The organism is Agrobacterium deltaense RV3 (assembly GCF_900013505.1).
In the GTDB taxonomy this organism is placed as follows: Bacteria; Pseudomonadota; Alphaproteobacteria; order Rhizobiales; family Rhizobiaceae; genus Agrobacterium; species Agrobacterium leguminum.
In genome coordinates this window covers 1,648,178-1,660,096 of sequence record NZ_LT009745.1, presented here as the reverse complement: position 1 = coordinate 1,660,096, position 11,919 = coordinate 1,648,178, and the positions used below count along the sequence as shown (strand labels likewise).

The window sequence follows — 11,919 nt, the reverse complement described above, 5'->3', positions numbered from 1 at the left end:
ACAGGCCCGAGCATGACGGACGCGGTTTAACGGCTATCTATAGGCATCAGCGTCGAGGCGTCTGCCCGCAGGCTTCACAAATCAAAATGCCGCTTTCCGAAACGCCGTCGTTTCCTCGCTATTGTCTTCGAGCGCGGCAACCTGATCAACGGCGTTTTCCTGCGTGGGCGGCGGGGGCGGAGCCTCGGCGCTGGCGGCGGCGGAGATTTCCACCTCACGCACCCATTCGCGCCAGATCGCGACCAGGAGCGCCATCAGCACCGGGCCGATGAAGAGGCCGAGGAAGCCCATGGTCTTGACGCCGCCGACGAGGCCGAAAAAGGTGGGCAGGAAGGGTAACTTGATCGGCCCGCCGACGAGTTTCGGACGGATGGTCTTGTCGACGATGAAGAGTTCTACCGAACCCCAGACGAACAGCGCCAGCCCGTGGGCGGGCGAGCCGCTGGCGACCAGATAGATTGACACCAGCGTAAAGGAAAGCGGCGCGCCGCCCGGAATGAGCGCCATGACGCCGGTGAGCACGCCGAGCGTGACGGGCGAGGGCACACCGGCGATCCAGTAGGCGATGCCGAGGATGATGCCTTCGCCGATGGCGATCAGCGTCATGCCTGTGACCGTGGAGCTGATGGTGGCGGGCACGACGCGGGAAATGCGTTCCCACCGCGTCGGCAGGATGCGTTCGCCGACCAGATCGACCTGCCGGGTGAAGCCCGCGCCGTTGCGGTAGACGAAGAACAGCGCGATCAGCATGAACAGCAGGGTCAGCACAAGGTGGAACGCGCCGTTGCCGGCGGCGAGGATCGCCCGGTAGATATTGCCGATATTGGCACCGCTGACGAGCTGGATGAGTTCGCCGATGGCGCCCGGCGTGCCGATATATTTCACCCATTGTTCGCCGAGCCAGGGGCCGACGGCGGGCAGCGCCGCGATCCAGTCCGGCACGGGGGCGCCCGTCTTGTTGACATGCACCGCCCAGCCGAACCATTCGCGAATTTCGCTTGCCGTATAGGAGGCGGCGATGAAGATCGGCACCACGAGGAAGGCGAGGATGAGGATGATGGCGATGGTGGCGCCGAGCGTGGTGTTGCCGCCCACCTGCCGCAAAAGCCGGGTATAAACCGGCCAGCTGGCAAAACCGATGACGAGAGCGGCGAGAACGGGGACGAGAAAGCCGTGGAAGAAATAAATGCCGGCAAGGGCGACGAGAACGAGAAGCCAGCGCGCAGCCGAGATGGGCGGGATCAGGGCGATCCGCGTCGGGCTGGCGGGACCAAGCCATCTCGGTTCGCCACTGGGCTTACGGCTGTCAATGTTATTCACGGCAGGCTCTTTCTCGCATTCTCCCCGAAGGGTGCATTCACTCTGTCACACCGATACATATAAGTGCAATATAATCGGATCACATTACCGTTGTGTGTTTATTGCTGAACCTATTGAACGATTTTGGTAAAAATAGAACATCGGTCTTGGCGCGCGCATTGAAATATGACAATTGAACTCCGTTTTTCTTGCGGCGTAAGGTTGCCGCGCCCGATCTCCAGGTCATGCCATGCTCCGCCGTTTCTTCGCTCATTATCGCCCCTATCGCGGTCTGTTCATTCTCGATTTTTCCTGCGCGGTGTTGTCGGGCGTGCTCGAACTCGGTTTTCCGATGGCGGTGAAGGCCTTTGTGGATGTGCTGCTGCCGGGCGGTGAATGGGCCATCATCCTTGCCGCCTCCGTGGGGCTGCTGCTTATCTATGTGCTGAATACCGGGCTGATGGCGACCGTCACCTATTGGGGACACATGCTCGGCATCAATATCGAGACCGACATGCGGCGTCTGGCCTTCGACCATCTGCAAAAGCTCTCCTTCCGGTATTTCGACAACCAGAAGACCGGCCATCTGGTCGGGCGGCTGACCAAGGATCTGGAAGAGATCGGCGAGGTGGCCCACCACGGCCCCGAAGACCTGTTCATCGCCATCATGACCTTCATCGGCGCGTTCCTTTTGATGCTGTCGGTCAATGTGCCGCTGGCGCTCATCACCGCTGCCGTCGTGCCCGTCACCGCCTGGGTGACCAGCCGTTATGGCGGCCGCATGACGCAGAATTTTCGCGCGCTTTACGGACGGGTCGGGGATTTCAACGCCCGTATCGAGGAAAATGTCGGCGGGATGCGGGTCGTGCAGGCCTTCGCCAATGAGGATCACGAGCGGGCGCTGTTCGAGAAGGACAATCAGAAATACCGTCGCACCAAGCTCGATGCCTACAAGATCATGGCGGCCAGCACCTCGCTCAGCTATATGAGCATGCGCCTGACGCAGATGATCGTGATGATCTGCGGTGCCTGGTTCGTGCTGAATGGCGACCTGACAGAAGGTGGCTTCGTCGGCTTCCTGCTGCTGGTGGGCGTGTTTTTCCGGCCGGTGGAAAAGATCAATTCGGTCATCGAGACCTATCCGAAGGGCATTGCCGGTTTCCGCCGCTTCACCGAGCTTCTGGACACCGCACCCGATATCGTCGATGCGCCGGATGCGGTGGAAGCGCCGCTGCTGCGCGGCAATATCGAATATCGCCATGTCGGTTTCGGTTATGCCGAGGGCAAGACGGTTCTTACCAATATCGACCTGAAGATCAGCGCAGGCGAGACGGTGGCCTTTGTCGGCCCTTCGGGGGCGGGCAAGACGACGCTCTGCTCGCTTTTGCCGCGTTTTTACGATGTCACCAGCGGCGCGATCACCATTGACGGCATCGATATCCGCAAGATGAAGCTTGCTTCGCTACGCAACCAGATCGGCATCGTGCAGCAGGATGTCTTCCTGTTCGGCGGCACGATCCGCGAGAATATCGAATATGGCAGGCTCGGCGCTTCGGATGCGGATATCATGGAGGCGGCGCGGCGCGCCCGTCTCGATGGTGTCATAGAGGCCATGCCGCTTGGGCTCCACACCGTCATCGGTGAGCGCGGCGTCAAGCTTTCCGGCGGCCAGAAACAGCGTCTCGCCATTGCCCGCATGTTCCTCAAGAACCCGCCGATCCTCATTCTCGATGAGGCGACCTCGGCGCTCGACACCGAAACCGAACGCGCCATCCAGCAATCGCTGACGGAGCTTGCCAAAGGCCGCACCACACTCGTCATCGCTCACCGGCTGGCGACGATCCGCGATGCCTCGCGCATCGTGGTGGTGGACCAATCTGGCATTGCCGAAACCGGCGCCCATGCCGAGTTGCTGGCCGCCAAGGGCCACTACAGCCGGCTGCACGAGGCGCAGTTCAGCGGGCACCTTGCGGGCCTTAGTTGATAAGCGGCGCGTTGGGGCCGCAATCTATCCGCTGTTTTCCGCTGCCTGTTCCTCCACGATGCCGGGGTTGGGCTCCGGCTTGCCGGGATGGCTGGTGACGAGATAACCCATGGCGACCGCGGCGGCGACGATGAACAGCAGCACGATGCCGCTGATCGTCATCAGCCAGTCGCGCGGCTTTCTGTGCGCCATGATATATTTCGGCCATCGGCTCGGATGGTTCACCAGGCTGAATTTGTGGCCCTGTCGCATGAGCTTTCCCGCAATAGGTTGCTTCCTGAAAGATCAACGCAGGCGGGTGTGCGGCCGTTCCGAAATCAAGGGGGCAGAGCGATGACAAGGCCGTGAGGCCCTCGAGATGACAGCGTCTCCGCATTCGCCGCCGCCCTTTTTCCCCGACCTCCATCTCCCGGCTTTAGACGTAATCCAACCGGCGCACGGCGGGAGGGAGAGGAGGGCCAGCCATAAGCGCGTGATCGTCTGCCGGTTCGTGCCCGAACCGGACGCGCGGCTGCGTCATCGTACCCTGATATCCGGCCGTAAAACTCCCCTTGCCAGTCGCTGCTGCTTATGCGAATGATTTGCAATTGCACCAATTCAATCTCCCATTTGAAAGCGCAGAAAATGGATAAGCCAGTCTTTGGATGGCGACGGAACGGCGACGATCTCTCGTTGTCCGACGTTCACAGCTCGATCCGCGTCAAACCGAATGCCGGCACGTTTCGCCGGGCGATGGCCTTTTTCGGCCCCGGCTATCTCGTTGCGGTCGGTTACATGGATCCCGGAAACTGGGCGACGTCGCTCGCCGGCGGCTCCAGATTCGGCTACACGCTGCTCACCGTCGCGCTGGTTTCCAACATCATGGCGATCGTGCTGCAATCGCTCTGCGCCCGTCTTGCGATCGCCTCCGGCCGCGATCTCGCCCAGGCTTGTCGCGATGCCTATCCGAAGCCGGTGGCGATGGTGCTGTGGCTGCTCGCCGAAATCGCCATCATCGCCACCGATATCGCCGAGGTGATCGGCACGGCCATCGGCCTCAACCTCATTTTCGGCATTCCGCTGGAACTCGGCGTCCTCATCACCGCGCTCGATGTATTCCTGATCCTTTATCTGCAAAAGCTCGGCTTCCGCTGGGTGGAGGCGCTGGTCATCACGCTGCTTGGCGTCATCGCCGTGTGTTTCGCCATTCAGGTGGCGCTCGCCGACCCTGACTGGGGGCAGGTGATCCTCGGTTTCGCGCCGACGACGGAGATCGTCACCAATCCGGACATGCTGTATCTGGCGCTCGGCATTCTCGGCGCCACCGTCATGCCGCATAATCTCTATCTGCATTCGGGCATCGTGCAGACCCGCGAAATCGGCGAGACGATTGCCGAAAAACGCGAGGCGCTGAAATTCGCGACGCTCGATTCCACCATCGCGCTGATGTTCGCGCTCCTCATCAACGCCTCGATCCTCATTCTGGCGGCGGCGACCTTCAACAAGGCGGGGCAGACGACCGTTGCCGAACTCGGCGAAGCCCATAATCTGCTGGCACCGCTGCTCGGCCTTGCCATTGCGCCGACGCTGTTCGGCGTGGCGCTTTTATGCTGCGGCATCAACTCCACCGTCACGGCAACGCTTGCCGGTCAGATCGTGATGGAAGGTTTCCTCAAGATGCGGCTCGCCCCCTGGCTGCGCCGCCTCATCACCCGCGCCATCGCCATCGTCCCAGCCGCCGGCGTCACCATCTTCTATGGCGATAGCGGCACGGCGGAACTGCTGATCCTGACGCAGGTGGTGCTCAGCCTGCAACTCTCCTTCGCCGTCTTCCCACTCGTCATGTTCACCGCCGATAAGGCCAAGATGGGCGAGCTGCGCTCACCGCTCTGGCTCTCAGCCTTTGCGTGGCTGATCGCGGTGGTGATTGCGGGGCTGAATGTGAAGTTGCTGGTGGATTTTATGGGGTGAGGTCGGTCAGGCCGCGCCTTTACGAAGGGCGGCGGCCGTTCCCTCCGGATCGACGGCGATAACCTTTAGATAAGCGCGGGCCGGTTGATCCGGCTCGCTGCGACCCTGTTCCCAATCGCGCAGGGTGCCGAGCGGAATATGATAACGCACGGAAAACTCTTCCTGCGTCAGCTTCAGCGCCCGGCGGATGATCTTGATGCGGGGCATTCTGGGAGCTGCGGCGAGCTGTTCGGCGGAAAGCGGTAGATTATCAGGGTCGGCCAGCGCATTGGCCTGCGCTTCCTCGTCACTCATGGTGTGAAGACGGACCCAGTCGGTTTGATCGGTTTTACCAGCCATTGTCGTCATATTCCTTGCGCTCTGCGCGTGTCGCCTTTCGTGCGGAGATGATGCGGATCACTTCGCTTCGTTCGGTATAGATCACGGTCAGAACCAATCCGTTGCCCAAACCCACTATACGTCGTCGGACTTCACCGTAGTTCGCTGAACGATCCTCGATATCCACGGCAAACGGATCGTCAAAAACCCTGCGGGCGGTTTCAAAACTGACGCCATGTTTGGCGAGATTGGCTGACGCCTTATGCGCATTCCATTCGAAATATAACATTCTGAACTACGGGCTTCCAGTAGTTGCAATAAATAAAACATCAAAACAATAAGGGCTCTTTCATATCTGAAAGAGCCCTCAAGACTAATCATTCTTTGGTGCCTAAGCTAATGCTCAGCTGCAACCGCTCGTCGCACCGCACGTATCGCACTTCTCGCAAGTGCCGTTCCGCACCATCGTGAAGTTCTGGCATTCCGAGCACATGTTGCCCGTATACCCTTGAGCAATCGAGCGCATGCGGCGTTCGTTTTCAACCTTCTTGGCTTCCGTCTTGGCCGAAGCGGCGTCCGCGGCGGCCTTGTCGGAGAAGAGGGCGGTTGCCGTCTGCTGGGCTTCCTGGACGACGTCGTCGATCACTTCCTCGGCGATTTCTTCGGCCAGTTCCCTGGCGCGCTCTTCATAGTCCCGCTTGAAGGAGACGATTTCGGAGGTTGCGATGGAGACGGTCGGTTCCAGCTTGCGGGCGGCGGAGCCGGCGAAGGAGGTGACGTTGGCCGAAGCGCGGGCAGGTGCTGCCGTTGCCGAACCCTTGGGCTCGGAAGAAGACCGTTCGCCGCCATTGCTGGAAACCAGCGTCGGCTTGTAACCGCGGGTCCAGCCGGTGGAAACGAGGTTGGTCTTGCCTTCCTGGATACCCTTGCCGAGCGCCGTGTTGGAGAAATCCGACGTATCGACATGGGCGAGATCGTGGCGGCCGAGATAGGAGACGGCGAGTTCACGGAACACATAGTCGAGGATCGACGTGGCGTTCTTGATCGCGTCGTTGCCCTGCACCATGCCGGCCGGTTCGAACTTGGTGAAGGTGAAGGCCTCCACATATTCTTCCAGCGGCACGCCATATTGCAGGCCAAGCGAAATGGCGATGGCGAAGTTGTTCATCATCGCGCGGAAGGCCGCACCTTCCTTGTGCATGTCGATGAAGATTTCGCCGATGCGGCCATCGCCGAATTCACCGGTGCGCAGATAGACCTTGTGACCGCCAACGGTCGCCTTCTGGGTGTAACCCTGACGGCGGTTCGGCAGCTTTTCACGCTCACGCGAGACACGCTCGATGACGCGTTCGACGATCTTTTCGGTGATCGTCACGGCCTGCTGTGCGGCCGGCTGCTGGATCAGCTCTTCGATCAGGTCTTCTTCGTCCTCGTCTTCCACCAGCGACGCATTGAGCGGCTGGGAAAGCTTGGAACCATCGCGGTAAAGGGCGTTTGCCTTCAGCGCCAGCTTCCAGGACAGCATGTAGGCTGCACCGCAATCCTCAACCGTCGCATCGTTCGGCATGTTGATCGTCTTGGAGATCGCACCCGAGATGAAGGGCTGTGCTGCCGCCATCATGCGGATATGCGATTCGACCGAGAGATAACGCTTGCCGATCTTGCCGCAGGGGTTGGCGCAATCGAAGACCGGCAGATGCTCGGCCTTCAGGAACGGTGCGCCTTCCAGCGTCATCGCGCCGCAGACGTGAACGTTTGCCGCTTCGATGTCCTTCTTGCCGAAGCCGAGGTGCTCGAGCAGGTTGAAGCTCATGTCGGAGAGCTGCTCGTCGGAAACTTTCAGCGTTTCCTTGAGGAAGTCGGCGCCGAGCGTCCACTGGTTGAAGACGAACTTGATGTCGAAGGCGCTCTTCAGCGCGCCATTGACGGCCTCGATCTTCTCATCGGTGAAGCCCTTGGCCTTCAGCGTGGAAGGATTGATGCCGGGCGCCTGGTTGAGATTGCCATGGCCGACGGCGTAGGCTTCGATCTCGGCGATCTGGCTTTCGGAATACCCAAGCGAACGCAGCGCATCCGGAACGGCGCGGTTGATGATCTTGAAGTAACCGCCGCCGGCGAGCTTCTTGAACTTCACCAGCGCGAAGTCGGGCTCGATGCCGGTCGTGTCGCAATCCATCACGAGGCCGATCGTGCCGGTCGGCGCGATAACCGTCGTCTGGGCGTTGCGGTAGCCGTGCTGTTCGCCGAGCGTCAGCGCCTTGTCCCAGGCGGCGACGGCATGGGCGATCAGGTCCTGATCCGGGCAATCACCATGGATGAGTGCGACCGGGTTGACCGACAGGCCTTCATAACCTTCCGACTGGCCAAGGGCGGCGCGACGGTGGTTGCGGATGACGCGCAGCATGTTTTCGCGGTTCGGCGCAAAGCCCGGGAAGGGGCCAAGCTCGCCGGCCATTTCAGCCGAGGTTGCATAGGACACGCCGGTCATGATGGCGGTGAGGCTACCTGCAATGGCGCGGCCTTCGGCGCTGTCATAGGGAATGCCCGAGGACATCAGGAGGCCGCCGATATTGGCGTAACCGAGGCCCAGCGTGCGGTACTCATAGGAGAGTTCGGCGATCTGGCGCGACGGGAACTGCGCCATCATGACGGACACTTCGAGCACGACGGTCCATAGGCGAACGGCATGTTCGTAATCGGCGATATCGATGCGCTTCGTCGCCTGATCCTTGAACTGCAGAAGGTTCAGCGAGGCGAGGTTGCAGGCCGTGTCGTCGAGGAACATATATTCCGAGCACGGGTTGGAGGCGCGGATCGGGCCGGCGGCTGGCGAAGTGTGCCAGTCGTTCATGGTGGTGTTGAAGTGCAGACCCGGATCGGCAGACGCCCAGGCGGCGTGGGAAATCTTTTCCCAGAGGTCGCGGGCCTTCAGCGTCTTCATGACCTTGCCGTCCTTGCGGGCGGTGAGGTTCCAGTCACCGTCATTTTCGACAGCGCGCAGGAAGTCGTCCTTCAGCGAGACGGAGTTGTTGGAGTTCTGGCCGGATACCGTGAGGTAGGCTTCCGAATCCCAATCCGTATCGTAGGTCTTGAACTGGATGTCCTTGTAACCCTGTTCGGCGAACTGGATGACGCGCTTGACGTAGTTTTCCGGCACCATGTCCTTCTTGGCAGCGCGGATTTCGCGCTTCAGGGCCGGGTTCTTGGCCGGGTCGAAGCAATCGCCATTGTCAGCCTCGCAATTGACGCAAGCTTTCATGATTGCCTTCAGGTGCTTGGCGACGATCTTGGAGCCGGTGACGAGCGCGGCAACCTTCTGCTCCTCGTTCACCTTCCAGTCAATATAGGCTTCGATATCGGGGTGATCGGCATCGACAACGACCATCTTCGCCGCACGACGGGTCGTGCCGCCGGACTTGATGGCGCCGGCTGCGCGGTCGCCGATCTTGAGGAAGCTCATCAGGCCGGAGGAGCGGCCACCGCCGGAAAGCTTTTCGCCTTCGCCGCGCAGATAGGAGAAGTTGGAGCCGGTGCCGGAACCGTATTTGAACAGGCGCGCTTCACGCACCCACAGGTCCATGATGCCGCCTTCATTAACGAGGTCGTCTTCCACGGACTGGATGAAGCAGGCATGCGGCTGCGGATGTTCGTAAGCCGACTTGGACTTGGTCAGCTTGCCGGTGAAGGGGTCGACATAGAAGTGGCCCTGGCCGGGGCCATCGATGCCATAAGCCCAGTGCAGGCCGGTGTTGAACCATTGCGGAGAATTCGGCGCAACGCGCTGGGTGGCGAGCATGTATGCAAGCTCATCGCGGAAGGCCAGTGCATCTTCTTCGGACGAGAAATATTTGCCCTTCCAGCCCCAATAGGCCCAGGTGCCGGCCAGACGGTCGAAAACCTGACGCGCATCGGTTTCGGAACCGAAACGTTCGGCTTCCGGCACATCCTTCAGCGCCTTTTCATCGGGCACGGAGCGCCACAGGAAGGAAGGAACGTCGTTTTCCTCAACCTTCTTCAGGAACTTCGGCACGCCAGCCTTGCGGAAATATTTCTGCGCCAGAACGTCGGTGGCAACCTGGCTGAACTGCGCGGGAACGTCGATATCCGCCAGACGGAACACGATCGATCCATCCGGGTTCTTGATTTCACTGACGGCCTTGCGGAAGTCGATCTCCGCATAAGGCGATTGGCCGGGCTTCGTGAAGCGGCGTTCAATGCGCATGGTTTCTGTCCTCGTCCATTGGGCGCCCGGTGCAGGGCGCAAAAATCCGGTCCAGCCGTGCGATGCCTTCGCGCAGCCGGGTGTTGCCGATCTGAAAGGGATGTTCATCCTTGGATGTCATCCCTGTATCTCGTGGCTTATTCGGCTGCAAGCATGTCATGGAATACTAAATATAGTATCAACAGCTTCCTGCCGCCAGTCCCCGCGTCATGTTTTGGCGGTTCCGAAAAGGCGCGCAAAAGCCCGCGGCGAACCGCCCCCTCATGGCCGGGACGCCGCTTTGGACATGCGCGCTGAAGATGGAGAGGAACCGGCCTCGTTACTTTCCGGTCCGTTGCCGCCGCAACATAATTGTCACTTTCCTCTCGCGGCACAGATTCGTCAAGCCATAGATTGAAACCCATTTTTAACTACAAGATATTGTGTGGAGTGCCTGTGGAAAACGGGGATAGGAAAAGCTCTTAGAAAAATCAGTGACTTGGCGGCAAAGTTTGAAGCTTGCGCGAGGCTGGTTTCCGCAACGGAAAGGCAAAACCCCGCATTTCCGGGGTGAGGCATAAAGGCGACACTGCGGTTTTTCCGTGTTTTTTAGCTGTCGTCAGAAAGGCGTTTCCCGACAAAAAAACCGCCCCGATGGGGCGGTTTCAAAGCGTGATTTTTCTCTGCGGGGCTGGTCAGCCGCGCGATCCCTTGGCAATCGGCTCCTGATAGGTGAAGCCCATGTCCCAGGGGAAATAAATCCAGGTGTCCTGGCTGACTTCGGTAACGAAGGTGTCGATGGTCGGCACGCCCTTCGGCTTGGCGTAAACACAGGCGAAATGCGCCTTGGGCAGCATTTCGCGCACTTCGAGCGCCGTCTTGCCGGTGTCGGTCAGGTCGTCCAGCACCAGCACGCCTTCGCCGCCATCCGCCGAAAGTTCCGGGGCGACACCCTTCAGCAGAACCGTTTCGCCCTGATTGACGTAATCATGGCGGGTGGCGATGCAGACCGTGTCGATCAGGCGGATATTCAGTTCGCGGGAAATGATCGCCGCCGGCACGAGGCCGCCGCGGGTGATACAGACGATCGCGCGGAACTCCCGCTCAAGGCCGGCAAGACGCCAGGCAAGTGCACGGGCATCGCGGTGGAACTGGTCCCAGGAGACGGGAAAGGCTTTATCGGGAAGGGACATGTCGTCTACCATCTGGTCAAAATTGTCGATGGCTTTGGCTAATAGCCGCAAGACCGGCAAAAAGGCAAGCTTTCCGCACGGTCTTGTAGCTCAATCCACTTCCACCGGTTTTAACGCGACAGCAGCGTCAGCGCCGTCATGGAATCGAGCAGGGTGCGGGTGACACCGCCAAACAGCAGTTCCCACCAGCGGGAATGGCCGTAAGCGCCCATGACAAGAAGGTCGATGCTGTTATCGGACAGCCGGTTTTCGATGGCCGCCTGCGGCGAGACACCGGCGATCTTTTCCTGCGAGGTCACGGTGACGTTGACGCCGTGGCGGGCAAGCGTGGCGGCCAGTTCCGCGCCAGCGAGCCCGGAAGACTGCGTTTCGCTCTCGGCCTGATCGACGGAGAATATCTCGACGCTATCGGCTGCCTTGAGGAAGGGCAGGGCGTCGAAGGTGGCGCGGGTCGCCTCGCGCGAGCCGTTCCAGGCGATCAGGACGCGCTTGATCGGTTTCGCAACGGTCAGCACATGCGGCACGAAGAGAACGGGGCGGCCGCTTTCATAGAGGAAACCGTCAATATCAGATCGGCTGTCGGAAAGTGCAGAGGAGCTGCTCTGGCGAGCGACGATGAGATCGGCGCAACGGGCGCTGTCGATGGCCGATGCGGAGGCGTAACCCACCGATGTGACGAAGCTGCGCCATTCATGCGAGATGCCGTTGGCGGCCAGCGTACGCTCGAAGATGGTTCCGACGTCGGTGGTTTCCTTATGCGCCACATCCTGCAGCGCCTGCACGGTGGCTGGGTCGGGAATTTCCATCGGCGCGACGAGGGGAACGGCGGCCAGCGTTTCCATATGCAGGCCGATCACATGCGAGGAAAACTGATCGGCAAGGCTTACCACGAATTCGCCGAGCTTCTGCGTGTTCGAAACATTGTCGACCACTGCCAATATCGTCTTGTAACCCATTTCTCTCTCTCCTCGGTG

Annotated in this window: 10 protein-coding genes; 2 read left to right on the top strand and 8 right to left on the bottom strand. The window is 60.3% G+C overall.

Annotation, left to right across the window (positions count from 1 at the left end):
* Positions 1-81 precede the first annotated feature (81 nt).
* Complete coding sequence (locus tag AGR7B_RS08335; protein ID WP_080856450.1) at positions 82-1,320, bottom strand: AI-2E family transporter; 1,239 nt, start codon at positions 1,318-1,320, stop codon at positions 82-84.
* A gap of 229 nt (positions 1,321-1,549) precedes the next feature.
* On the opposite strand from AGR7B_RS08335, the gene AGR7B_RS08330 reads away from it, so the two are divergent.
* The gene (locus AGR7B_RS08330) at positions 1,550-3,283 is read left to right on the top strand and encodes an ABC transporter ATP-binding protein (RefSeq protein ID WP_080856449.1); all 1,734 of its coding nucleotides are present in this window, start codon (positions 1,550-1,552) and stop codon (positions 3,281-3,283) included.
* Between the two features lie 24 nt (positions 3,284-3,307).
* Here AGR7B_RS08330 and AGR7B_RS08325 read toward each other — a convergent pair whose 3' ends face one another.
* Complete coding sequence (locus AGR7B_RS08325; RefSeq protein ID WP_059760227.1) at positions 3,308-3,535, bottom strand: hypothetical protein; 228 nt, start codon at positions 3,533-3,535, stop codon at positions 3,308-3,310.
* 372 nt (positions 3,536-3,907) lie between these two features.
* Here AGR7B_RS08325 and AGR7B_RS08320 point away from each other — a divergent pair, with 372 nt between their 5' ends.
* A complete protein-coding gene (locus tag AGR7B_RS08320) occupies positions 3,908-5,233 on the top strand; it encodes an Nramp family divalent metal transporter (RefSeq protein WP_059760225.1) in 1,326 nt (441 codons plus the stop codon).
* A 6-nt stretch (positions 5,234-5,239) separates the two neighbouring features.
* On the opposite strand, the gene AGR7B_RS08315 is transcribed toward AGR7B_RS08320, so the two are convergent.
* From AGR7B_RS08315 to AGR7B_RS08285, 6 genes are all read right to left on the bottom strand, one after another.
* Entirely contained in the window at positions 5,240-5,572 is a 333-nt protein-coding gene (locus AGR7B_RS08315) for a helix-turn-helix domain-containing protein (protein ID WP_162934085.1), read from the bottom strand.
* On the bottom strand, positions 5,562-5,840 hold the full coding sequence (locus tag AGR7B_RS08310) for a BrnT family toxin (RefSeq protein ID WP_020808953.1): 279 nt from the start codon (positions 5,838-5,840) through the stop codon (positions 5,562-5,564). Before AGR7B_RS08310 ends, AGR7B_RS08315 begins: the two co-directional genes overlap by 11 nt.
* A gap of 114 nt (positions 5,841-5,954) precedes the next feature.
* A complete protein-coding gene (locus tag AGR7B_RS08305) occupies positions 5,955-9,773 on the bottom strand; it encodes a vitamin B12-dependent ribonucleotide reductase (protein WP_080856447.1) in 3,819 nt (1,272 codons plus the stop codon).
* Positions 9,763-9,894, bottom strand: coding sequence for a hypothetical protein (locus AGR7B_RS26440; RefSeq protein ID WP_271045944.1), 132 nt, complete (start codon positions 9,892-9,894; stop codon positions 9,763-9,765). The genes AGR7B_RS08305 and AGR7B_RS26440 overlap by 11 nt, the downstream gene beginning before the upstream one ends.
* 553 nt (positions 9,895-10,447) lie before the next feature.
* Positions 10,448-10,945, bottom strand: a complete 498-nt coding sequence (gpt, locus tag AGR7B_RS08290; RefSeq protein WP_003523375.1) for a xanthine phosphoribosyltransferase — start codon at positions 10,943-10,945, stop codon at positions 10,448-10,450.
* A 110-nt stretch (positions 10,946-11,055) separates the two neighbouring features.
* Positions 11,056-11,901 carry a universal stress protein gene (locus tag AGR7B_RS08285; RefSeq protein WP_080856444.1) on the bottom strand — a complete coding sequence of 282 codons (846 nt, stop codon included), beginning with the start codon at positions 11,899-11,901 and terminating at the stop codon, positions 11,056-11,058.
* Positions 11,902-11,919 lie beyond the last annotated feature (18 nt).

What these genes read in the sequence shown, in the direction of transcription:
- AGR7B_RS08330 (WP_080856449.1), top strand. Translation starts at nt 1,550, where the DNA reads ATGCTCCGCCGTTTCTTCGCTCATTATCGCCCCTATCGCGGTCTGTTC.
- AGR7B_RS08325 (WP_059760227.1), bottom strand. Translation starts at nt 3,535, where the DNA reads ATGCGACAGGGCCACAAATTCAGCCTGGTGAACCATCCGAGCCGATGG.
- AGR7B_RS08320 (WP_059760225.1), top strand. Translation starts at nt 3,908, where the DNA reads ATGGATAAGCCAGTCTTTGGATGGCGACGGAACGGCGACGATCTCTCG.
- AGR7B_RS08315 (WP_162934085.1), bottom strand. Translation starts at nt 5,572, where the DNA reads ATGGCTGGTAAAACCGATCAAACCGACTGGGTCCGTCTTCACACCATG.
- AGR7B_RS08310 (WP_020808953.1), bottom strand. Translation starts at nt 5,840, where the DNA reads ATGTTATATTTCGAATGGAATGCGCATAAGGCGTCAGCCAATCTCGCC.
- AGR7B_RS08305 (WP_080856447.1), bottom strand. Translation starts at nt 9,773, where the DNA reads ATGCGCATTGAACGCCGCTTCACGAAGCCCGGCCAATCGCCTTATGCG.
- AGR7B_RS26440 (WP_271045944.1), bottom strand. Translation starts at nt 9,894, where the DNA reads ATGACATCCAAGGATGAACATCCCTTTCAGATCGGCAACACCCGGCTG.
- gpt (WP_003523375.1), bottom strand. Translation starts at nt 10,945, where the DNA reads ATGTCCCTTCCCGATAAAGCCTTTCCCGTCTCCTGGGACCAGTTCCAC.
- AGR7B_RS08285 (WP_080856444.1), bottom strand. Translation starts at nt 11,901, where the DNA reads ATGGGTTACAAGACGATATTGGCAGTGGTCGACAATGTTTCGAACACG.